The sequence below is a fragment of the Peribacillus sp. NPDC097675 genome (assembly GCF_050277655.1).
In the GTDB taxonomy this organism is placed as follows: Bacteria; Bacillota; Bacilli; order Bacillales; family DSM-1321; genus Peribacillus.
Genome location: NZ_JBNNSK010000008.1, coordinates 210,606 through 234,115, shown reverse-complemented (window position 1 = coordinate 234,115; position 23,510 = coordinate 210,606). Strand labels below are relative to the sequence as shown.

Sequence of the window (23,510 nt, the reverse complement as noted above, 5' to 3'; positions counted from 1 at the left end):
ACAAAGAAGCCCCTCTCTTGTTTAAAAGAGAGCGGCTTCTTTGCTTCCGGCGTTATATTAACTATGCAAACTTCCTTTTAACCATGGACGTCCTCGATATGGTCCGATTGGAATTTGGATTAAGCTTGTTTTTCCGAGTGAACCCATTCTGTATATGTCATCACATACGTTCACATCGAAGCCGAGAAGGGGATGACCTCCCATCCCGAGTGCTGTCGCTGCTAATAATAGTCGCTGGACGAGCATCCCGGCTGCCATTTGTTGAATGCGGTATCCCCTGTATCCTAGCTCATTTTTAAGGTAGTCCTTGTTTCCTGCCACATGCAGGCAGAGCGGTACTTGCTGTAAATTCACATTATCCAGTGAAAGGGCATATTGCAACGGGACTCGGAAATCTCCTAGCTCCACCTGACGTAAGGAATGCGCAGATCGATCGTAATAATAGGCACCATCTGATATGCCTTCCACTTGATGCAGACAAGCATATATGGTGACAAGGTCATTTGAATTTTCCCGTTCTCCATCCAAATCATTCGTATACGAATATGAGTCCGTCGCTTCCTTTAGCAAAGTCGCTAGCTGGACCTGGCTCACTTTACTTAAAGAAAAATCCATTTCCGGCGAAAACCGCTTTCGGCAAACGGCTGCCAAGTCATACGGCAATCTCTCCACGGGGGGCAGATGTACCTCTTTTTCTTTTCCATTCATCTCTTCCTTTTTCATAATTCTCCGAAATGATTGGGTTGAGTCGATCATGGAAGCCTCATTCATTGAAAGTAACATGGGATACTTTTTGATTCTCTTCGAACGTACATAATGCTGACATGATATCGCTGGTAACTCTTCACATAATTCAGTAGCGGTGAACGTTTGGCCTGCTTCACTTCCAAACGTACATTCATTTGAAGGTCCTGCGTATAAAGGGATGATGGCATATGCGCTCTCTTCCTGTTCCGATAACCCAATCAGATGGTTAATGGCCCGGTCCAGAAATTGAAAGGCAACGCCCGTAGAAAAACCAAACCTTTTCGCCACCTCCAGTAATTGGCCAATCAGGACACCTGCGTCCAATCCTTGCAATCGATAGGAAAAATCGTTGTATTTATAGAAGTTTTTCCAAAACATCGTCGACACGAAAACTGTTCCAAAGCTGGCTGACATATCACAACGGTTGCCAAGGGCCTGGTCCAAATAGTCATCAAAATTCCCTTCTCGCAATAATGCCAAACGGTGGTGTGCCACATCATAGTGGTACACGCCAACAGGCAAATCCACGATTTTCAGGTAGACATACAGTTCGTTTGGATACAGCGCCCCTCCTGAAGGAGCAAATCGGCGAAACGTCTGCATGTATTCCACTTTTTCCGACTCGTTCATGAACTGACTCACTTGAGTAAGGCCGAATACATACCAAAGAAAATGACCGATACCATTGAAGTCAGGTGGGGAGGATGCCTCACATGTTTCCAGTGTCAGCGGCACGTCTGATGAAAACGGGAAGACAGGCAAATCGCGATAGAGTTTATAAGAAAGCGGGGCATCCTCCCAATCCACTTCCCAGTCAGGCGGCCTTACTTTCTCTGTGTCGAACTGAAGATTGTACAGAAATTGATCTAGCTTCATCTCCTGCCTCCTAACCGTCGCTTATGGAAATGGATGCGGATCTTGATTAAGTTGTTCCATTGTCATTGGTCGTTTCACATATCCGAGTTCCATAGGGACTTTCAAAACCCTATCCAGCCCCGTTACGCGGGTGAGATGGTGGCCGAATGTCATCGGTAGCATCCCGGGAATCAATACTTTCACGCAATGTAGGTTATTCTTGGTAAGCTCCGGCGTCGTCTGATCAACCACAAGCACATCGAGGCCATGCTGCTGAAACTGTAACAGAACGCCCTGCAGGTCTTCCTTTAAATCATCATGATACTCCCAACCCTTGAATTCCTCGTCGAATGTACGCAATGGCCGATTTTCTTCGAGTAAAAAACGCAACCGTCCTTCCGCTTGCTTCAGTCCAAATAACATGCCATGATCATCCATCTGCTGCACGAGGTAAGGATCATCCAGCATCTTCTCATACTCTTCCTGATTCGCTTCGAATTTCTCGTCAAGGGTCAGCATCATGCCCGCCAACTCATGAATGGCGCTTTTCGCCGCCCGGACCGGATCCAAATGGGCCCCGCCTGCACAGATGAGGTTCAATCCTTTGTGTTTCTTGTTTTTCGCCATCGCCCACACGCTCGGAATTCCATGCTCCATCGTTGCGTTATACAAATGAATGTCATATCCAGCTGCTGCACGCGCCCGGTCCATCATCAATGCCAATTCTTCATCATTTGCCGAATACGGATCAAGACGGGGAAGTGGAAGCTGTGCATACCAAGTCAACAGAAATGAATCACGTTCCACCACTTCGAAGATCCCGTACAGAATGGCCTCCTCCAAACTGCCACCTAAAGCACAGCCATTGGACGTTTCATAAACAAAACCCTCCCCACAGCCCAAGCTGTAATAGGCAAGTAACTCTGGAACCAGTATCGGCCGCTCCTGTAATAGTGAATAGCTCCAAACCCAGTTAATCCGAGAATCTGGATGAAATGGCTTGAAAGGAAAACCAGGCATATCGTACATTTCATTCGAATGGACGCCAAGCTTTCTAGGATCCAGCGCTTCATCTTTCAGGCGATTGTAGCTGTCATGAACGACCGTCCGCTTTCCTCTCGGTTCTAGTCCGCAATACCGCTCCAAGCCTTCCAAAATCGCTGTCATCTCGCTTACCCCATAGGAATTCGTCCGTCCAGCTGCTCCCTCATCCCCCATGAACAGGGGCAGATTCACACTAACATCGGCAAACGGCGGTACAAGATCGACCATCTTGCTATTTAAAAAGCCCATCCTGTAATCAAGATAGTCTTTGGCCAGCACCTGACTTAACTCATCCATCGAGCGACTGCGGTAACTATGGGGCTCAACCTTCGGACTTGGTTGTAATGAAATGCAGGCTGCACTTGACGAGTCATCCGGTATTGAACTACAGACCGGGCAGACCGGGTCTGGCAGAAAGGAATGCCGGGAAATGTTCAGTGTTTTCATATTGACTAGGGCGACAGAGTGTTCCGATTGAATAGGTTCTCCCTCGGTCATTCTCTTTACCTCTGTTTTAATCAGATAGGCCATTTGCAAAAGTCCCATGCGCGATGCCACGGGATCATGGTGTATCCCTACACCCTCCTGCAACCGCTTCTGGATATCCCACATCTCTTTACGGTCGCTTCCCGCCATGAGATGCCGTAAATCTGCACATTGTGAACACCCTTCCTTCCCCTTTCGTACCAGCGGACCGACCATTCCCTCTCCGAATGATACAAAACCCCGGAGCCAAGGAATATGCAGGGTTTCTTCCGCCTTTAGATGAATAGAGGGATCCCAGGCATCTTGCAGCACGAGAGCCAGTTCAGCGGTTGCGGGTATCTCCTCCATAAAATCAGTCTGGCGGATGACCTCGTAGTCGCCTGACAATTCTCCATGTACCAGATTCGTCAACACTCCTTCTCCGATAAGCAATACGACTGCTTTCACCTTGACCCCTCCTCTCGCAGGATTACCCCAAATACGCCTGCCAGCTCCTCTTTCAGAATCGGTTCCAATTCTAATTCGAAGGTCAATAGCCGGATGCCATTCCAGTCCAACACTTGCATTGCCTCTTGCAAAACCTCGGATTCTCTTATTTCTTCACACGCTTCAATCCTCAATGCCAACGGCGACCTTTTTTCCAAAAACACGGATGAAGCCTTCAGTCCTTGTGTCTTGAACTTCCCCGTTTTATCTTGGATAGCCATGATTGCCTGCTGTAATGCATTCCGTAAGGCAAGGGTACTGTTCAGCCCAACGCAGCCAAACCAATCCTCCCCCGTACCGACCCATATGACAGGAAAACCATATACTTCTTCACCTAAACCAATCACAGGATTTCCCGCCATCGTCGTCAATGCTTGCATATAATACCGGCAGCGCTCATCATCTATCTGATCAAACTCTATTCGCGCACAAGAATGATTTTGCTCGCTGCGCTTGGATAATTCATCGTCCAAACATTTTTGCAAACCGCGGCACACAGATTCAGCGAATGTCCCTCCCGTACCGACACCAATAAATCCAGCTACACCTTCTCCATCCAATGGAGATAAAGTCGGTACAAGGTATTCGAGCGTTTCCGTAGCATACACTTCTACCCCGGTCAGTCCCGCTTCCCGCCTTGCTTCTTCATGCAATAAATCTGAACAGACGGATGCCGGCAATAACTCAGCCGGTCCCTCCGACATTGGATTAACCACTTGAATGCCGCACTGGGCAAGCGGCAATTGCTTCACATCCCCTTCTTCCCAGCTATGGAAAATCCCTGATTGTTTAGATGTCAAACGGCTGAAGACCATAAATAACTTACCAGGTTCACCGCGGCTATCTTGTTGCTTTAACCTCGATTCGAGATCCTTGACCCATTTTGCGGTTGCTGTACCCGTTACAAACGGGTGGGGTAAAAATGCATGCCAACCTCCTTCCAACGTTTCCATATTAAGCAGGTAAAATTGATTACTCTGATCCGACTCGCTCACACCTGTACTTCTTTTAAATAACTCAAATGCCAATACATTGGCCAATATTGCTCCCGCAGTGGAGGAAAAGGTTGAGGATTCTTGGTCGGCACTCAAAACAGATTGGTGCAACCGTCGCCACGCAGATTCCCAGCATGAAAGAGATTCCGCATTCACCATCGGACCTGCAAGACCTACATGCTTAAGGCTTATGGCGGGGAAAAACATCTTATCGTCTTGCCTGCAAGCCATGTGCAGTGCTCGTAATTCTTCCACATCGTCTTCTTGTGACACAGATACGATATAGTCATACGGTCGGATGATATCCTTCCAAGCCCGTTCCCCCTCCCAATCCCGGGAAACCTCATCCACCTTGACCTCCTCATCCGTTTTACGGGCATGCGCAACAAGTTCATTCAATCTCTTTCTATCGGTCGACTCCATATCCTGTATGTGAATATGAAACTCGGGCAATCCAGATTCAAGCAAGGCTGAAACCAACGAGGTGAAAAATGGGCCTGAACCGATTGCCAACACCTTTTGCTGGCGATACTCTTGAAAACGCCGGGCACCCGAATCGCCAACGCTGTCCAGAAATGCAATTTGAGAGGCATACTTATTCACAATCCGCTCCGTCAATTGATGGGGCGCATCTTGACTGACATCTCGCACAAACCCATTCTTATAGAGAACTTCAGCAATTTCCATGACCCGATTCCGGTAAGGTCCAGGCAATCCGTCGGTCAATTCACTCAATGCATGCTCCCCGTTAAACATGGGAAATAATTGTTCAATCCATTGAACGATGGTGCGACCTTCCATACGGAACGAACTGACATTATTCCGAAAATACACTCCCCCGTTCGGCTCAGGGAGAAAAAACGTATCCCTATTCACTTTTAGACGCATAGAAGGGTTCAAGTTCTTCATTCCGATCCTCCTAACCCACAAGCTTTACTTATGACTATCCCTCTAATCCTATGTATGACAATTTGTCTCTTATGTCTATTTCCATGAGAAAAGCCCTGCAGGAACTCTGCAGGGATCGGTTCTTCTTTTTAAAACGATTAACGACCGCAACGACCGCAGCGTCCACATCCTCCGCAACGTCCACATCCTCCACATCCTCCGATAAAGCACCCAAAGCAGCCAAGACAACCAAAACATCCAAATGGAATAAGACGAGAATCTTCCATAGAAGGTTGCTGATACTGAAACTGATTTGGATCCCAAGACACCGGTTGACTGGCCTGAAACTGTTGATCCACATTCAACATTTGAAGCTGGTTTTGAAACTCATTCATATTTAAAACCTCCGTATTAGAATTAAAATAGCAAAGGAGCACTGAAAAAAATAGTCTGTAAGTTTTTCAATCTTTCAAGTACTCCCTCCACACAAAATATGTGTGCAGAATGGGTATTGCCACTGATTCAGATGCCCATTTTCACGCATTCCCTCGATGTATTCACGAAACGTCTACACATTAGGGGCGAACAGACTTATCGTGGTACACCCATTTAGTTGGAATTCCATTGACCGTTTACTGTTAAATCTTTACAATATTTCAAAGAAGAGGATTTTGTACGATAGAGAGAAAGGAAATGGAGAACATGCCAAAAAGACACGTGATAACCGGTTTCATCATGACCATACTCCTGGTCATGACCAGCGTTACTGGAGTAGGGTTTGCCAATGATCAGGAATCTACCAAACTAGATTCTTCTACCATTGATACGTTTATGACAAAGGAGATAGAGAGACTGAAGATTCCCGGTGCTTCATTGGCCATTGTAAAGGGAGAACATGTGGAATACTTGCAAGGGTATGGTGTATCAAAGACAGATGGAACGAAAATGACATCGAAAACGCCCATTGTTCTTGGATCCGTCAGTAAATCGTTTACGGCACTCGCCATCATGCAGTTAGTGGAACAGGGGAAAATTCGCTTACAAGATCCCGTTCAAGCCTATATTCCATGGTTCCATATTGCAGATAAAGACGAATCTAAACGAATCACCATTCAACACTTACTGAACCATACAAGCGGCCTTTCTACATATGATGGTCAAGTGGGTATCTCACAAGGAGATACAACATCAGATGACCATGTCAAAAGCTTGGCAGACCTTGAATTGAAACACCCCGTCGGTGACCGCTATGAATATTCGAACTTGAATTATAATATTTTAGGTGTTGTCATCGAGAAAGTAACGAATCAATCCTATAAAGACTATGTAAATGAATTCATCTTCAAACCGCTAGACATGAAGCATACCTATGCTGACCCTAAAGATGATACAAATCATATCATCGCGGACGGATATCAGACGGCCTTTGGCTTTAAGGTCCCAACAAAGCAATTGAACCATCAGGGAACCGTCTCTTCTGGATACATCATTTCCAGCGCAGAAGACATGGCAAATTATATGATTGTTCAATTGAATCACGGGACATTTAATGGAAACAGCATTTTATCAAGGAATAGCATGAATGCCTTGCACCATCCCTCATCATTCATTGGGGATGATATTTACTATGCGATGGGCTGGGAAGTGAAAGATGGTGAGATCTCCCATAATGGTTGGACTGAAAACACCTATTCCAAAGTGTTGTTGGACGGGGAGTATGGCATCTCCCTGCAGATCAACTCGATGGATTATTTCAACCTTAATGAATATGACGCCATCATAAGTGGAGTGAACAAGCTTGTACATCATGAAGAACCGCCTACTCCCACTCCCCAACCATTTAAGAAGTATGTCGTGATTGATTTGATTTTACTGGCCATCATGGCACTGATTGTCTGGACAGTCTATAGAGTTTTCAAACCTGGACGACGTAAAGGAAACAGAATTCTCCGGATCCTGGATGGGGTTTTTACCGTAATCGTTTTCTGGCTGCTCCCGCTGATCATTTTAATCGAGTTCCCTTATCTATTAGGTCCTTTGTCTACGGTTACATTGTTTGCTCCAGGGATAGGACATCTGTTATTTCTACTCCCTTTGCTCCTTTTGATTGTGGGGATCGTTAAATTGGGTAAAGGAATGCTCTCTTTAAGGAAAGCTACTTGGGAGACTAGAGTGAAAGCTAGCCTTTGAAAGTAGTATCTCTACACCTGTGAAGAAGGTGTCATCTGGTGGCTCACCCATTGCCACCTTCTTCACACCCTATAAATGATTCATTATTTTTCACCCTCATAAGCCTCTTTTTAGAATAACCATTCTAAAAAGATCTGGCATGGGGGTCTTTTCATAACGGTAAAACTGAAAGGTTCGTGATATAATCATGAATTATCAGGCAAAAAAAACCATATCAAACAGATTTTTTCTGGTAATTAAATCATTTAGGGAGCGAATGCATTGGCTAACAAAGAGCAGACCATTTTTAATCATATGGGAAATACCATTCATACAGAAGATAGAGAAGTGACCATCGTTGCAAGATTTGAAGAACCGCTCATCGCAGTTTTAGGAAATGTTTTAAGTGACGAAGAATGTGACGAATTAATCAACTTATCGAAAGATAAACTGAATCGCTCTAAAATCGGCGATACGCGCGAAGTAAATGAAATGCGAACAAGTAGTAGCATGTATTTTCAAGACAAGGAAAATGACCTCATCACCAAGATTGAGAAAAGAGTTTCTTCTATTATGAATGTACCGGTCGAGCACGGGGACGGCATTCAAATACTTAAGTACACTCCTGGCCAAGAGTATAAAGCCCACTTTGATTTTTTCGCCTCTACCAGTAAAGCAGCAAAAAACAATAGAATTAGCACAATCGTCATGTACTTGAATGATGTGGAACAAGGTGGAGAAACGTTCTTCCCTAAACTAAATCTTTCCGTATCCCCCCAAAAAGGAATGGCGGTCTATTTCGAGTATTTCTATTCCGATCAAAACATAAATGAACAAACCTTACATGGTGGAGCACCGGTCATCACTGGAGAAAAATGGGTTGCGACACAATGGATGAGAAAACAAAAAACGACCCTCTAAATTTCGGAGTGTTTTTAAAGCGGTAAGTGGAGGAAGGGTAAGATGATGGAACGAACCACCATCTTTGAAGACAAAACCCTCTCTTCAATCTTTAGTTTATGAAGGCCTGCTTCAACAAGGGCTACCCCGTTCGATTTCGGTTTAGCCTTTTTATTTTCAGACTTAAAGTCTTTTAAAATCTTTGGTTTCTACAAAAGGAATGTGATTTTTCGAAGCAAAGTGATGTAGTTCTTGGAAAGCAGTTTTAGGAGTAAAATCAACGATTCGAATGTTCACCCCTTTCTTCCTCTTTATAATGACTCCCTTTTTACTCCACCCAAATCGCTCGAACTTCATCTTTACAATGTGATTTTTCTTAATATATTTTTGATAGATAGAGAAGGATAGAAAGCACGTTTGAAAGATAAGCTCATCCTTTTCTATTTGCAATGTATACCGAATAAATATCGCAAGCAGTATGAAGATGGAAAATCCACATTGAATTGCCAACAAAAACCCATTGGATACAAAAAAATAAGTGGGTGACATGATTGCTAGCAAGAGAATCAATGGTAGTTTTTGATAGCGTCCCATGTATACCAAACAATCCACTCCTTCCGTGGCACTATCTATACGATATCACATGAAATTCAAAAGACGATCCTCTTTTTACCAGCCACACCTGTTACCGATAATCATTTCTCCTTCACATCCACCACCAATGTATCAAATAATTCTCCATCCGAATAAACCAAAATGGCCCATTCACCTGCTTCCGGTAACATGACATTCGAAGGCATACTCATTTCCGCTCCATTAACCCCGGTGCTACCAGTCAAGCTTCTCGACCATTCCCCATCGCTTAACACCGGACATATCTTGGAAGTGTTCCGTTTATACCCAACAAATGTCGCTTCACTCTTTTCTATACCCCAAAAATGCCAGAGCCATTTGTTCACTTTATTCGCCTTTAATGCCGGACCAATGAAGGCAAGTCGGTTTTCGTTACCGAACAGCTTGTCGCCCGTGGCCGTATTAAATTCGACAGCCTGCCGAGTCCAATCAATTCCATCTAAATCATGTTCCATTAAACTCGGAGTATTATCAGGCACACTCACCTTTTCCGTTTCCTCGGATTCTTGAACGTTGGTTAAAGTACAGCCACTAATCACCAGGAGGCACAGGCAACAAGTCATATAGACGATTTTACTTTTCAACATGATTCCCCCTATCCCAAACTCGACATTTACATATAATCCCATTATATACTATCGAACGGAACTTATATCCCCCCATCCATTTACACAGCTGTATCTCTACCCACCCTATATTTAAAAAAGTTTCTCCTATGGTTATATAGTTAATTTTTATTGACTTTAAAAAAGGAATCAAGTAGACTGAGAAAGCGATTTAATTAAAGTACTCTAATTAAAGTAGTTAAATTTAAATATAACTACAGAAGGATGGATGCGACAAATGAAGTTTAAATTTAAACATTTCCTAAAAACACAAGGTGCCATTGCTGCCATTTTCATGGGTATTTTCTATTGTCTATGTATGCTAGGCATTTTCTTACCTGGTTATACAGCGATCCCAGGGAATATCGATGATTTGCCGATTGCCATCGTCAATGATGATAAAGGCGAATACGGAGAAAAGATTGCCGGTCAATTAAAGGAAAACTTACCGTTTAAAGAAATTGAGACAGATGTGACAAATAAACAAGCGTTAAAAGATTTAAATAAAAATGATTTAGCGTTAGTTGTACACATCCCGAAAACATTCTCGGCGGATATTCAAAGCGGTGAAACATCATCAAGTATCGACTTTACGATTAATGAAGCGAGCTCTACCGTTGTTTCTTCATCGATGACTTCAATCGTTAAGGAAATTAACAACCAGTTGAGCACACAATTCTCACAACAAACCGCTCAAGGCGTATTGATGAACTTCAATCTGCCAGAAGAAAAAGCGGCTGAAATGGCCAAACAAATCGAAACGGCTTATGCAGGAAATCTAGTTACCATCAATGAAGTGCCGGATGGTATGCATAACAATATGCTGCCAATGTTCTTAACGATGGCTGGATATGTTGGAGCCATGATTGGCGCGATGCAATTAGTGTCAGCATTTAGACAAAGTCGTGGAAAAGCGAGCAAGACACGTTTATTCATGTACGTACAAATGACCGCTATATTGATTGCCGTTGTATCATCACTCGTTGCACTAGGCATCGCCTATTTAGTCAATGAACCAAGTGGAGATCTATTCTTCAGTACATTGGGTCAACAAATGCTAAACTATATGGTATGTTTCAACTTCACAGCCATTATGGTCTTCTTGGTTGGCGATGGCGGTATGGTGTTAAACATCCCAATCTTATTAACACAAACGATTGCGAATGGTGCTACGATTTCACGTGATATGATGTACGCACCTTATGAATGGATGAGCCACATTTCACCAATGTACTACTCAGTGCAAGCATATTTTGCCAACCTTTATGGCAGCATTAGCCCGGCTCCATTCATTTGGTCCATGGTCGCTGTCGGTCTAGGTGCGATGCTCATCAATATTCTCATCGTCGCATTCGTTCACAAAAAGGTGCCTGTGGAAAACCAAGTAACACAACCTGAAAAGGAAACTGCACAGACTGCTTAATGTCCGTTTAGTTTGCTATAATAAGGATAATTCTTTTTTGAAGGAGCTAAATGATGCCCATTCAAGTTTTCATATTGAGCAAACTGATGGAGGATAACAATTATCCTTATAAGTTAAAAAAGCAACTTTCTGATCCCATACCCTTCGATCAACTAGGTGGGCTGACAGAAAGTAAACTGTATTATCATTTTGATTCGTTAGTCAAACAAGGCTTAATCGAGATAGTGGAAATCATAAAAGAAGAACATCGACCAGATAAACAAGTATTCGGTATTACGGCTAAAGGTCGCGAAGAACTACCGAATAAAATCTATAAGATGTTTGAAAATGCAGGTTCCATCGGTGAGACGGTCGTAGGTTTAGCAAACATCAAGTATGTAGACCGTGATAAGGTAGTCGAAATCCTGAAAAACAACAAAAAGAAGCTAATTGCAAAGTGGGAGCTAATTGCGGATTTCGAAAAACAGATGAAGATGAAAAAAGATCAAGATAAAGATAAGCTTGTGGACTATTTAGGTGAATACTTTTCTTCCAGAACAGATCACACCATATCCTGGCTTGAGGAGTTAATCGGACGGATTCAACAAGGGGAAATTTAAAGAATACATTCAATAAAAAACTGCACGCTCCATTGTTAGGTGTCTCTAACAATGAGCGTGCAGTTTTTTTATGTGTACCATCGCGGCATTTCTCACATTCGTGACTTCAAGGAAGAAATACCCTTTCTTTCAATAAGTAAATTCCCTTTAACCTGTTAAGATATCTTCGCTTGGATATCTGATTATTTCTTGGTTAGGTTTTGCTAGAGAAAAGGCTAATGTTAAAGGACCTAATTTGCCTAGAAACATGATAAATACGATGATGATTTTACCTAAATCCGAAAGGTCTGCAGTGATTCCCATAGACAAACCCACTGTTCCAAAAGCTGAAATCACTTCAAATAATATTTTTAGAAACGGCTCTGGCTCTGTAATATTTAAAATGAATGTACTTAAGAAAATAAATAAAATACTTATTGTAGTTATAGCAAGGGACCGGACAATTACGGTTTCCTTTATTGCCCTATTTCCTATGGTGATCTGCCTTTTGTCACTCAAAAAGGTTAAGACTGACAAAATAATCACCAAAAACGTTGTAAGCTTGATTCCCCCACCCGTTGAGGCGCTCCCAGCCCCGACGAACATTAATAGCAACATGAATGTAATCGTTGCTTCATGTAAATTGCCAATATCGAGGGTATTGAATCCAGCCGTTCGCGTAGTTACTGCTTGGAAGTACGATGCCCAAAGCTTGTCACCTAATGAAGACATTGTCCCGAACGTATTAGGATTATGGTATTCCATAGAGAAAACGACAAGCATAGCCAAAACATTCAGAACAAAAGTACCAACCAGCATCAGTTTTGAGTGGAGACTTAATTTCTTGAAGCTACGTTTATCCCAGATATCGTATAAAACAGTAAAACCTATTCCCCCTAGGATAAACAGAAACGATATCGCAAGGTTTACTATTGGATCACCTACGTACCCCATCAAGTTGTCAGACCATATAGAGAATCCGGCATTATTAAAAGCGGATATGGAGTGGAAAAAGCTATAATACATCCCTTTTCCCCATCCGTACTCCGGAACCCACCTTATAGCCAAGATCAACATGGCAATGATTTCAATAGTAAAGGAGTATAAAAATAGATTTTTAACTAATTTGATGACCCCTCCTAGAGCCGTCTGATTTAAAGCCTGTTGAATAATTAACCTTCCTTTAAACCCTATCTTCTTTCCTAACACCATGAAAATAAGCACGGCAAAAGACATAATTCCCAGGCCACCAACTTGTATAAGCATGAGAATCACTAATTGTCCGAAAGTGGTATAAGCCGTACCCGTATCCACTACAGCAAGACCTGTCACAGTCATAGCGGATGTTGAAGTGAAAAGGGCATCCGTCCAACTAACAAAGGTGGTTGTTGAAAAAGGCAATTTCAACAGAATTGTACCTAAAATGATAAAAAATAAAAATACAAGTACAAGTAGTTGAGAAGGATTGAACTGACGATATTTTAATTTCATACGAAACCCTTTCTCCTTTTAACGTCTCTATTAATCTTAATTTTTTTAAAAAGAAAATGACTAAAAAGCCAAACAAAAAAAGACCAAAAAGGGATGCCCCCCGTGGTCTACTGCATGATCACAAGTTTCACCATCCTCTCCTTAACGCTTACGAAGTTAGCTGTCGGATTCGGGTCAAGAAGTAACCCTACCTTCAAATGAAGGATTCACCCCAAGTAGCAAAAATTGGCTGCTACAAAATTGGTTTCCCCGTTCCATACGGATTCAGCGATCAAGATGATTGATTAATTTACAGCTATGTTACTCCTGTTTTTTGATGATGTAAACACTTTTATTGGATAGTTTTTCCTTAGGGTATATATGCATGATTCTTCGCACATCTCTATCCTTGATTTTAATGATTTTTTCTCTTTTTATCGTTTTAAAAAGAAAAAGTCATGACGGATTTTCTGCTTCTTTTTGTGTCACAAAAACTTCTGGATCCGAAAAGTAAACAACATAAAAATCCTATCAAAGAAGGCAAGACAAATGAAGAAACGGTTTTATTTTTTCCTTTTCACTCTTCCGAATAAACCTATTGCGACAGCTGTGCCAATGGCGACGGCAAACCAAGTAACTAAGCTCAATACATTCCCCTCCTATTTAAAGGTAATGGTACCTAATAGCTGGCATGGCACGATCATGATTTATATAAAAACCACTGAATGCACTCACCTATCTCTTCTCTTTTTTAACACAATCGATTCCCCTCTCCTTCTACCCTATTCCTTTCTAAAATTATTTTTTCAGACATGCTACTTTTTCCGTCTTAAGGTTTATATAGACAGTGAAGATTGTTCCGTTCGATACACACAACTTGAATCCTCGAAAGGTTCAGTCCAAACATACGGGAGGGATGATAATGGAATTGGAAACGTTACTAGATCAGGAATATAGCTCGGGGTTCAATCCTGATTTGGCCGAAACGATTGGCTTATCAAAGGCAGTGATGTTGGCACACCTCCACACCTTGATTGAGACATGCGGAGTGGAACGGGACGGGAGGGATTGGATCGTCCATACCTATCGCTACCGTTCTGGTCAGAGGCCACCATCAAGCGGACCATTCTCAGTCTTGAAAAAGACGGCTGCCTCGTTTCGGAAAATTACAACCCATCGAAGATGAACAAAACGAAATGGTACAGCATCTGTTATGAACAGTATATTGTCATGCGTGAAGATGAAGAAGCATTTTGGATGAATTACTAAACCCTGCCCTACTGATGAAGGCAGCCACAAAAGGAGACGAAACCGTATGATTTATGAAGAAACGTACCACTATTTATTGAAACATGTATCTTCCACAGAATTTGATACGTGTTTGTACTCCTTGCTGCATAGTGATTGGGATGGGGTCATTCAAAGTCCGCTTCATATGATGGCAAATGGCGTGGGCACTTCGGAAAAATACATGAAACAGATCGTCAGGAATTTCACATCGCCAAAAGGAGAGCTCCCCCAGATATTCGTGCCCGTACAACAAGATGGTGAGATGTTGTATAAGTTCAACCTTGGTCCAACAAGTAACCTGGGCTTTAATAGGAAAACCGACCGCTATTGCAAGAAATATTGCTTCTTTTACCGTGATGCATTCAAAGGGTTGACGATTTCGGCCAAACGTCTGTTGCTGATGGGCGCTTATCGGATGTCGGTCTCGAAGTCGGAAGAGGTGATATTCGATTATCAGGAAATCGTCTCGGAACCCAATCCCCTTTTCACTAGGCAGCGTCTGTTGGAATCGATTGAGGCAATCTATAGGGCTGGCTTATTCGACCTAGTAAACATTTCTTTCACATGCAAGACTTTTTCCAAAAAAGAAGCCGTTGTGTTTACCTTCAAAGAAGGAACACTTGAAGATTTTCGGGAAAACCGTGCCGAGCGGGCAGGATTGCGCCGGACGATTTTCGATTCGGGCTTCACCGGCCATATTAGCGATGGCGTTTGCATGGAACTAGAACGGGTCGGAAAATACGTTTTCCGCTCGTTTCTTAAAGATGCCAAGAAAGCGGATACTCCCAGCGAAACGCAAAAGGAACTGCTGACCCTCGCACGCTTCGTTTATTCGCAAGCGCTCAAGAAGTTCGGTAAGGCTCTGCAAGCCAACAAACAGCTCCTAACTGAGCCAAAACAGGCATCGGCCTATTTAAGCACGATTGTTTATAATGAAACGTTAGAACAAATGGCGAAGTATGCCCACAGGGCGGAATCAATCAAATCCCTCCTTGACCGCGAACATTTTCATAAAGAGATTTCCGAGAAGGCGCTTGGACGTGAAGTGAACTATATGGAAGTGAGCCATCATGTCGAACCAATCCGCCTGAAGTTCCAGCAAGCTGACTTCATCCACACGATACTGAATGGCTGGTGCGAGGATTGGCTCATTTCCCGCGTCAAGATGGTGACCGAGGAAGTTGAAGCGGAAGGGGAAATTTCCACAACGAAAAAGAGTCACGCCCAAAAAAGGTCTGCATTAGACTATATCATCTCTCTTAGAAATGATACATATGATCAATTGGACAAGCTACACGCTTTAATCGGAAAATTCGGGAATGCTGCGGTGGCACCGTCCACCCAGCTCTATCCATTCACAAAGAAAAAGGAGACCATCCAATCCTATTTCGCAATTCTTCGAGAACGACTCGATGTTATTTCCGCATGCTCCTCTTGAACCCACACTACCTTTATTAGGCTAGTGTTTTTTCCCCTGCCTTTTTTCTCCCTATCATAAGTCAGCCCAAAGAGAGCCGATATGCTCTCTTTTTTGTGTCTTCTAAAGCGTCTGTGGATAAAAATACTTGGCTGTGAATTAAAGGAGCCCACCTGTGGATTGTGTATGATTGGTTGTTAATATTGGCTTGTTGCCTGTGAGTTGTGGATTATGTATGTGGATAGTGACCCATAGCTGTAAACCATATTTTCGATTGTCTCGAAACCCAGTGATACCAAGGGTTTCCACAAATGAGTTATCTAAGGGTCTAAAGAATGGGTCTGAAAAGAAAGTACTAAAAAAGATCCTGAATAATTGTTTGAATAAGGAGATGAACCTATCACCCCCTTCAGTACAAATTGATTTCTTTTAAAGTGACTATTTTCTAAAAGACTGTTATTATCGGCGAAACAAATTGTATAATATTACCATACATTTAAAGGTCTGCTAATTCGGAGGTGTTTTATATGAAATTAAAGAGCTTCATGGTTACCTTTGGTTCATTTGTAGGGACGACAGGAATCCTTTATCTGTTTGGTCACCTATTTACTATTCCTTGGTTAATGTTCCATCACGAATATACCGTGAACGGAAGTGGATTCTTCATATCAGTTGGCTCGTTGGTACCACTAACGATCGGTTTGATTGTATGCTTTTTTGTAGAAAAGATTTATGTTTACAAGTTTCGATAAGAAGAGTGGTTCATTCCATATTTTTTATTTAGGCTGTTTTCGTATAGATTGTTGCTAATACCACCAAATAAAAAAGCCACTTTCAAAAGAAAGCAGCGTTACCAGTTCTTCAACTAAAACATCCTAGAGTTTAAGTACATTACTTCACAATCTTTCTTTAGGAATAAAAAAAGCGGATATGGGCTAGATTTTATGACGGTTTTACTCTGTAGTAGCCTCTGCAAAACACAGATTTATTTGGTTTAAGTAAGATTAATAATGAATTAATAATATCGGAAGAAGAGATTATCAAATTGAACCAACTAATAAATAAAATGAGGGCTTTGCTATCACCAGATACAAAGGACGAAGTGATAGCTGGGATTACCGATAATACTATGAAAGGTAGGCTCATAAAGACCAAAAATCTTTTCTTAGAAAGAATTGCATTTGTATTGAGCCAAAAATATATTCCTCTGAATGTTAAGCTCATGTCACCTTTATTGTTTATTACAAGAATATGAAGGGCTTCGTGTATTAAAAAAACCAATAAAATTATTAAAATAAGAGGGAATTTTGTTATATGATTGAAGTTCCCCTTGAAGAACCAATACGGTACAAGAAAATAAATAACCATTAATAGGTAAACGAACTTCATATAATGCTTCCGATACCAATCATTCCTAATGAAAGGTTTCCATTCTGACAAATCCAGACTTATCTTCGGTAAATTTTGAAACCACAATATCATCACTGTTCCTACCTTCCTTGTTAATCAACCCTTTTAAATTATTTTTTTAAAGTTCTCTTTCGCCTCTAAATTATGTGAGTTTAAAGTATTAATATATTATTGAAACACATAAGCGTAATCCACTTATTATTATCCTTTTATTGAATTCTATATTACCAAAGGAAGTTCCTTCTACCCGGCCCCGACAATTAATCAAGGGTATTTTTTATCTGGAATATGAATGTATGATTAGTGTAAGAATCATACAGAAAAAGCCGCCAATTGACGGCTTTCTAAGGCACTAACGCCACAGTTTGTATTCCTTCACAAATTAGCCCTTTTTATAGTTCTTTTATTACACAAGAGTGCTAATGTTTATCCTGAGAGATTAAGAAAGAAAATATAAAAAAGGGCGAACACCTTTTGAGTGTTCAGTCTAATCGCAGTTGTGTATTTACACCAATGGATGTGGTACATAAAGTTCTTCTAAACTCTTAATCTCTTCAGATGTCAATTTAACGGTTAAAGCCGACACTGCATCTTCGAGATGGCTTATCTTGGTCGCCCCAATTATCGGTGCTGTGACCTCTTCCTTTTGTAACAACCATGCAAGTGCGACCTGTGCGCGTGGAATACCTCGATTCGCAGCAACCTCTGCCACTCTTTCAGCCACTTTACGATCGGCTTCTTCTGTCTTGGTAAACAGGGCCTTTGCCACTTGGTCATTCTCTGATCGAGAGGTCTGCTCATTCCAATCTCGAGTTAATCGACCTGCAGCAAAAGGTAAATATGGCGTAACGCCAACTCCATCATCTTTACAAAAAGGCAGCATTTCTCTTTCTTCCTCTCGATAAAGCAAATTAAGTCTATTTTCCATTGAAATGAAACGAGTCCAACCGTTGCGTTCCGCCACATGTTGGGCTTTTGCGAACTGCCAAGCTGACATGGAGGATGCCCCGATATATCTTACCTTTCCTGCCTTAACTAGATCATGTAGTGCCTCCATTGTCTCTTCAATCGGTGTGTTAGGATCCCATCGATGGATTTGATACAAATCGATGTAGTCTGTACCCAAGCGTCTTAGGCTATTATCAACTTCCGTCATAATTGCTTTTCGGGAAAGCCCCATTGCATTTGGACCTTTACGCATCGGAACGAATAATTTTGTAGCAATTACAACTTCGTCACGGCGAGCGAAGTCCTTTACTGCTTGTCCAAGAATCTCTTCACTTGTGCCGTCAGAGTACATATTTGCAGTACTAAAAAAGTTTATGCCTAATTCAAAAGCTTTTTTTATGATTGGTCTGCTCTTTTCTTCATTTAGTGACCATGGCGCATTTCCTCTTTCAGGTATTCCGAAGCTCATGCTTCCAAGACATAGTTCTGAAACATCCAAGCCAGACTTTCCGAGTTTTATATATTCCATTTATATAACTCACTCCTTCTGTAATTATTGAAAAATGAATGATAATCTTTTTTAAAATCAACGAGAGACTACCAACATCACCATGGAAGTTGATGCCTCACATTCGAAAACGTGCCTGTAGGACCGTTCTCATCAAGAAGAACAAGGCTCACCGGATGACGAGCTACCTGTTGAACTGTTCCTGTCCCTTCAAAATTGTTGAGGTCTGTTGCAGTAAAGCCCGGGCATTCCGCATTGACCTTAAAAGTTCAATAGCAAAAGTAAGCATTATGGCATTAAGAGCAATATTTGAAGGGCTATAACTGCACCCAACATTTCACGATGCGAATTGTTCGGTCAGCGTTGAGTGTCAGCGATCCTGAACCACTAGATACGTTGACGATGCGTATAGCAGGTGCTTTACGAAGAAGCCGGTAACATCAAGGTGGATGGCCCGTGCATCTGCCCCAAAGCTAATTGCAGCCTTTTTCTCTTTTTCAAAATTTCGTGATCCCACAAGGACAGTGAATCCGTGTGCCGCAAGATTCTTTGAGATTTGAAGACCAATCACTGGCAGCAGTAACCAAGGCGACTGGTTTATTATGCAATGTTAAACTCTCCTTTCTGTAAACTACTTTCGTCGTTAAGGATAAATTCTTTTAACATATCACCCATTCCGCTTTAGGTTGACGTGTCAACCTAGGTACACTTTACCACCTTGTGGTTGACACGTCAACAGTGATATACTCCATTTATGAACAAAAAAATGATAAGTAAAGAAGAAATGCAAATATGGCATATGTGGAAAAGTTCTTATAAGAACATTTTTGGAAGCGTAGTAAAAGACATGTTCGAGAAAACTGGGCTATCGGAGGGTGACTTTGGTATATTAGACCGATTGGATCTTTATGGTAGACTACGCCAACAAGAATTAGCAGACTCGTTGGATTGGACCAAGAGTCGATTATCCCATCATTTAACGCGAATGGAAAAGCGTGGACTCGTTTTAAGGGAACCAATAGAAACTGAGCGAGGAGTCCAGGTAATCATTACTTCGGTGGGAAAATTAGCATTGGATGAGGCCCGCCCTGTAGTTTCCGTGGCAATACGCAAGTATTTTTTAGATTTATTAACCGAACAAGATATTGAGTCGATTACTAATCTGGCGGAAAGAACAAAAGCATAGTCTTCCATCGGCTTGTAAAGCCTCACCATCTTAATTGTGTTTTTTGATGTTTTTTAGACGATAGGTAATAAAAAAGCTGATTTTCCTAATGTGGAAGATCAGCTTTTCTACTTTATGAAGAAATGTACTTAAGCTATCCTGCCCCGATAGTTGAATAAGGATATTTTTTTACTTGAATTTGAATGTATGATTATATTAAGAATCATACACTCAGAATGCCGCCAACTGGTGGCCTTTTTATGGCGCTAAAGCACTCTGTCAGTTTATTAAATATATGGAGATTTATTTCAATGCTTCTTTACCTAATTCCCTATCATTTTCTGACTTATGTAAACAGCGCATTACTGTGTCTCCAAAACTTCGAACAACTTCTAAATAATCAAAATCAAGTGGTGAGCCGAAACTATTAAATGCGCGAACGGCAACGAGATCATACTTAGGAATGACTAGCAAGGTAACACCTGTATAACCTAACATTTGATATGAATATTTCGGGACCTTTTGTCCGATTTCCATTCTGTCACGATTGCTAGATTCTTCTTTCTGTACGAACCATAGATAGCCGTTTATTGGAGCTTTATTATGCAGTTTTTCAGGACTCTGTATGCTTGTAAGGCATTCGAATATTTCAGGTACTACCATTTGTTCGCCTTGCCATTTACCTCTATTTAGATGAAGTAGCCCCCATTTGGCTAAATCGCGAATAGAAACATACATATTCATTTTACTACCGTCTGTTACTCCACTTGTATACCATGCTGGATCGTCTTCGGAACGAATGACTTCAACGAAGTTTTGTTGCATTTCTCCGTACCAGCCGGTTTCTTGCAATTGCAAAGGCTTAATGACATGTTCATTAATGATTGTTGCAACGTCTTTTCCAGTAGCTCGTTTTACGATGTCCGTCAGGAGTTCAATTCCTGCTCCTCGATATGCCCAATTAGTACCCGGTTCAAATTCATATACTACTTGGTTATTTATTAGCCTTAAGCCATGTGTATGAGTTAAAAGATGTCGAATTGTAACACCAGCATAAATGTTCTTTGTATAAACCGGAAAATAATTCAAAACAGGATCATCAATCGATGCAATATAGCCATAATGCACCGCATATGCTATCGCAAATCCTATATAAGACTTCCGAACAGAAGCAACATGAAATTGTGTATTTTTATTGATAGGAGGAGCATTTCGGTGGTTGGATTGCTTTCCCCAATATTCCTCTAGCACGACTTCATTTTTATGTATTATCATGACACCTGCACCCGTACAATCCACTTGTTTAGCTGTAGCTTTTACATTTTTTAAAACATCGTCAAAATGATTTATTATACGTCCCACTACGCATTTCTACCTCCGATATTTAGCATTTTTAACATTCTTCTGCCTTAATCATGCCCCCCTTAGATTAGCAGACCGAATATTCCTTCAATTTAAAATGTCTCCTTGCACTAACGCCCCTGATAGTTGAAGTGTGATTTTCACAAACTATTTCCATATTTCATCTAATTTATCGGAATAAAAATTAATTGCTTTTTTATAACTCAATATTTCAGAGTCTGTTGTGGTATCTAACAAGATGTTTATTAAAATCTCCATTGCTTTTCCATTCTCATTTAGATTATATAAGGTCATTGTATAAAATACTTGAATCGCTCTATTGTTTGGAAATAACTCCAAACCTTTTAGGAATATACTTTTTGAATTTTCATATTCTCCTAATGTTCTATACGTACTCCCTAGCCCTAATATTGCTCCTTCTAAATCTTCTCCAGATAACCCTTGCTTAATAGCCTCTTCATAATAGGGAACTGCTTTCGATTCTTCTCCTAAAACATCAAAACTCCAAGCACATTGGTAGTTAACAAACGCATTATCAGGATAATCCTCTACCAATTTTAAAAGTATTTGATTTGATTCTTTCTTTTTATCATCTTTTCTTAATTCAATTGCTCTTTCAAGTTGTTCATACTTCAATGTAAATAACTCCTTCTTTTAATGATAGATAAAGACCAATTCAACACCTTTTTATGAGAATCCTTCTTCCACTAAAATGCCCATTTAGTTCATAAAGAACAGCAATTATATTAAAGATTCGAGCCCGATTGCTGAAGATCACTGAAGCTTTTTAGATGATTTAGTTAAAGAAGAAATTTTCATATTCATCATTTATTAAAAATAAAAGATTCAATTCTTTCTTCGCCAGAGAACATATCTTTGATTTTAAATTGATTGTTTTTCACTTCATCTTCCCCAATTATGATAACGTTACGAAATTTCTCCTTGTTTGCTTTATCTAAGGCTTTCCCAATCTTTTTGTTCCCCATTTCGCACTCAACCTTGTAGCCTTTATTTCTTAGATGTCTTGCCACTAATAATGATTCTTTTTGAGTATTTATTGGGATTATATAAAAGTCCACAATAGGATTTTCTAAGATTTGTTCCTTCGTTATATTTAAAGCAGTATATATAACATCTAAACCAAATGATATTCCAACTGTAGAAAAGTTCTCATTTGTTCCGATAAGTCCGCCGATAGCATTGTCATATCTTCCCCCACTACCAATGCTTGACTTAATTGTTTTATTAGATAAAAAAATCTCATAAATAGTACCCGTATAGATTTCCAATCCCCTGGCTAAAAATGGATTAAATATACATTGGCTATTGACACCAAGGAATTCCAAATATGTTTCCAGTTCTTTTAATTCTTCTAAACCTTGTTTAACCTGTTCGCTTTGTGCAGAAAAGGGTTCAAAGTAGCTATAACTCGTATTATTTTTATCGGTCAAAAACTGTTTAATTAATTTTACTGTTGAAGGCGGCAGCCCCTGTTCACTAAGCTCCGAAGTAACCGCTTCTAATCCAACTTTTTCAAGTTTATCAAGTATTAATACTACTTTATTAATTTTATCATCTGATGTTTTAAACACTTGAAGCATTCCAGTTAATAATTTTCGATTGTTATATTGAATATTTACCTTTAAATTGAGTTTGTGGAATGCATCCAATGCCATAATCATTAATTCTGCTTCAGCTATTTGAGATTTAACTCCCACAATATCAACGTCGCATTGAGTAAATTCACGGAACCTTCCAGTTTTTATTGGACCGTCCCTGAATACTTTACCTATCTCATACCTTTTAAAAGGCATCCTCATTGTTGGATTCATTGCAACTACCTTTGCAAATGGGATCGTTAGGTCGTATCTCAATGCCAAATCTCTTTCTCCTCTGTCTGTTAGGGTATACATTTCCTCTAAAATTTCAGCACCCCCTCCATACTTAGAAGCCATTAATTCTGTATAGTTTAAAATTGGCGTTTCTAGAGGTTTACACCCATATTGGATAAAAACATCTTCTAATGTTCTCCTAATATTACTTCGTACTACTTCTGCGTGTGGTAAATAATCTTGTGTTCCCTTTACATTTTGATAATCCATCTTTTTCATCTTTTTACCTCCAATTGTTT

General features: G+C 40.8%; 21 protein-coding genes and 1 riboswitch. Of the genes, 8 read left to right on the top strand and 13 right to left on the bottom strand.

Annotated features, from left to right (window positions below; genetic code table 11):
- Positions 1–57 precede the first annotated feature (57 nt).
- From ACQKL5_RS13960 to ACQKL5_RS13945, 4 genes are read right to left on the bottom strand one after another with little or no spacing between them, the layout of a single operon-like run.
- On the bottom strand, positions 58–1,623 hold the full coding sequence (locus ACQKL5_RS13960; RefSeq protein ID WP_427609482.1) for a SagB family peptide dehydrogenase: 1,566 nt from the start codon (positions 1,621–1,623) through the stop codon (positions 58–60).
- A gap of 21 nt (positions 1,624–1,644) precedes the next feature.
- Positions 1,645–3,579 carry a TOMM precursor leader peptide-binding protein gene (locus ACQKL5_RS13955; protein WP_427609481.1) on the bottom strand — a complete coding sequence of 645 codons (1,935 nt, stop codon included), beginning with the start codon at positions 3,577–3,579 and terminating at the stop codon, positions 1,645–1,647.
- Positions 3,576–5,522, bottom strand: a complete 1,947-nt coding sequence (locus ACQKL5_RS13950) for a putative thiazole-containing bacteriocin maturation protein (protein WP_427609480.1) — start codon at positions 5,520–5,522, stop codon at positions 3,576–3,578. The genes ACQKL5_RS13955 and ACQKL5_RS13950 overlap by 4 nt, the downstream gene beginning before the upstream one ends.
- Positions 5,523–5,556: 34 nt before the next feature.
- Complete coding sequence (locus ACQKL5_RS13945) at positions 5,557–5,862, bottom strand: hypothetical protein (protein WP_427609479.1); 306 nt, start codon at positions 5,860–5,862, stop codon at positions 5,557–5,559.
- Positions 5,863–6,194: 332 nt separating this feature from the next.
- Here ACQKL5_RS13945 and ACQKL5_RS13940 point away from each other — a divergent pair, with 332 nt between their 5' ends.
- Positions 6,195–7,691: a serine hydrolase domain-containing protein gene (locus ACQKL5_RS13940; RefSeq protein WP_427609478.1), complete on the top strand. Its 1,497-nt coding sequence runs from the start codon at positions 6,195–6,197 to the stop codon at positions 7,689–7,691.
- Between the two features lie 294 nt (positions 7,692–7,985).
- Complete coding sequence (locus tag ACQKL5_RS13935) at positions 7,986–8,591, top strand: 2OG-Fe(II) oxygenase (RefSeq protein ID WP_427609505.1); 606 nt, start codon at positions 7,986–7,988, stop codon at positions 8,589–8,591.
- Positions 8,592–8,753: 162 nt separating this feature from the next.
- Here ACQKL5_RS13935 and ACQKL5_RS13930 read toward each other — a convergent pair whose 3' ends face one another.
- On the bottom strand, positions 8,754–9,173 hold the full coding sequence (locus tag ACQKL5_RS13930) for a hypothetical protein (protein WP_427609477.1): 420 nt from the start codon (positions 9,171–9,173) through the stop codon (positions 8,754–8,756).
- Positions 9,174–9,265: 92 nt separating this feature from the next.
- Complete coding sequence (locus tag ACQKL5_RS13925; RefSeq protein WP_427609476.1) at positions 9,266–9,832, bottom strand: hypothetical protein; 567 nt, start codon at positions 9,830–9,832, stop codon at positions 9,266–9,268.
- A gap of 214 nt (positions 9,833–10,046) precedes the next feature.
- On the opposite strand from ACQKL5_RS13925, the gene ACQKL5_RS13920 reads away from it, so the two are divergent.
- The gene (locus ACQKL5_RS13920) at positions 10,047–11,231 is read left to right on the top strand and encodes a YhgE/Pip domain-containing protein (protein ID WP_427609475.1); all 1,185 of its coding nucleotides are present in this window, start codon (positions 10,047–10,049) and stop codon (positions 11,229–11,231) included.
- A 53-nt stretch (positions 11,232–11,284) separates the two neighbouring features.
- The gene (locus tag ACQKL5_RS13915; RefSeq protein ID WP_427609474.1) at positions 11,285–11,830 is read left to right on the top strand and encodes a PadR family transcriptional regulator; all 546 of its coding nucleotides are present in this window, start codon (positions 11,285–11,287) and stop codon (positions 11,828–11,830) included.
- A 147-nt stretch (positions 11,831–11,977) separates the two neighbouring features.
- Here the strand turns inward: ACQKL5_RS13915 and ACQKL5_RS13910 are convergent, their stop codons facing one another.
- Complete coding sequence (locus tag ACQKL5_RS13910; protein ID WP_427609473.1) at positions 11,978–13,300, bottom strand: TrkH family potassium uptake protein; 1,323 nt, start codon at positions 13,298–13,300, stop codon at positions 11,978–11,980.
- Between the two features lie 130 nt (positions 13,301–13,430).
- Positions 13,431–13,580: riboswitch (cyclic di-AMP (ydaO/yuaA leader) on the bottom strand.
- A gap of 621 nt (positions 13,581–14,201) precedes the next feature.
- Between ACQKL5_RS13910 and ACQKL5_RS13905 the strand changes: the two genes are divergently transcribed.
- The 3 genes from ACQKL5_RS13905 (at position 14,202) to ACQKL5_RS13895 (ending at position 16,738) form a co-directional block, all read left to right on the top strand.
- Positions 14,202–14,465: a hypothetical protein gene (locus tag ACQKL5_RS13905; protein ID WP_427609472.1), complete on the top strand. Its 264-nt coding sequence runs from the start codon at positions 14,202–14,204 to the stop codon at positions 14,463–14,465.
- Between the two features lie 129 nt (positions 14,466–14,594).
- Positions 14,595–16,007, top strand: a complete 1,413-nt coding sequence (locus ACQKL5_RS13900; protein ID WP_427609471.1) for a hypothetical protein — start codon at positions 14,595–14,597, stop codon at positions 16,005–16,007.
- A gap of 506 nt (positions 16,008–16,513) precedes the next feature.
- Positions 16,514–16,738, top strand: a complete 225-nt coding sequence (locus ACQKL5_RS13895; RefSeq protein WP_427609470.1) for a hypothetical protein — start codon at positions 16,514–16,516, stop codon at positions 16,736–16,738.
- A 190-nt stretch (positions 16,739–16,928) separates the two neighbouring features.
- Here the strand turns inward: ACQKL5_RS13895 and ACQKL5_RS13890 are convergent, their stop codons facing one another.
- From ACQKL5_RS13890 to ACQKL5_RS13880, 3 genes are all read right to left on the bottom strand, one after another.
- Complete coding sequence (locus ACQKL5_RS13890) at positions 16,929–17,468, bottom strand: DUF3267 domain-containing protein (protein WP_427609504.1); 540 nt, start codon at positions 17,466–17,468, stop codon at positions 16,929–16,931.
- Positions 17,469–17,901: 433 nt separating this feature from the next.
- Positions 17,902–18,873 carry an aldo/keto reductase gene (locus ACQKL5_RS13885; RefSeq protein ID WP_427609469.1) on the bottom strand — a complete coding sequence of 324 codons (972 nt, stop codon included), beginning with the start codon at positions 18,871–18,873 and terminating at the stop codon, positions 17,902–17,904.
- Positions 18,874–19,222: 349 nt separating this feature from the next.
- Positions 19,223–19,423 carry a hypothetical protein gene (locus tag ACQKL5_RS13880; RefSeq protein ID WP_427609468.1) on the bottom strand — a complete coding sequence of 67 codons (201 nt, stop codon included), beginning with the start codon at positions 19,421–19,423 and terminating at the stop codon, positions 19,223–19,225.
- A 228-nt stretch (positions 19,424–19,651) separates the two neighbouring features.
- Between ACQKL5_RS13880 and ACQKL5_RS13875 the strand changes: the two genes are divergently transcribed.
- Positions 19,652–20,038 carry a MarR family winged helix-turn-helix transcriptional regulator gene (locus ACQKL5_RS13875; protein WP_427609467.1) on the top strand — a complete coding sequence of 129 codons (387 nt, stop codon included), beginning with the start codon at positions 19,652–19,654 and terminating at the stop codon, positions 20,036–20,038.
- A gap of 282 nt (positions 20,039–20,320) precedes the next feature.
- On the opposite strand, the gene ACQKL5_RS13870 is transcribed toward ACQKL5_RS13875, so the two are convergent.
- The 3 genes from ACQKL5_RS13870 to ACQKL5_RS13860 all read right to left on the bottom strand — a co-directional run bounded on the left by ACQKL5_RS13870 (position 20,321) and on the right by ACQKL5_RS13860 (position 23,490).
- Positions 20,321–21,379 (bottom strand): serine hydrolase domain-containing protein, encoded by a 1,059-nt coding sequence (locus ACQKL5_RS13870; RefSeq protein ID WP_427609466.1) that lies wholly within the window; start codon positions 21,377–21,379, stop codon positions 20,321–20,323.
- 147 nt (positions 21,380–21,526) lie between these two features.
- Positions 21,527–22,015: a tetratricopeptide repeat protein gene (locus tag ACQKL5_RS13865; RefSeq protein WP_427609465.1), complete on the bottom strand. Its 489-nt coding sequence runs from the start codon at positions 22,013–22,015 to the stop codon at positions 21,527–21,529.
- Between the two features lie 188 nt (positions 22,016–22,203).
- Positions 22,204–23,490, bottom strand: a complete 1,287-nt coding sequence (locus ACQKL5_RS13860; protein WP_427609464.1) for a histidine--tRNA ligase — start codon at positions 23,488–23,490, stop codon at positions 22,204–22,206.
- Positions 23,491–23,510 lie beyond the last annotated feature (20 nt).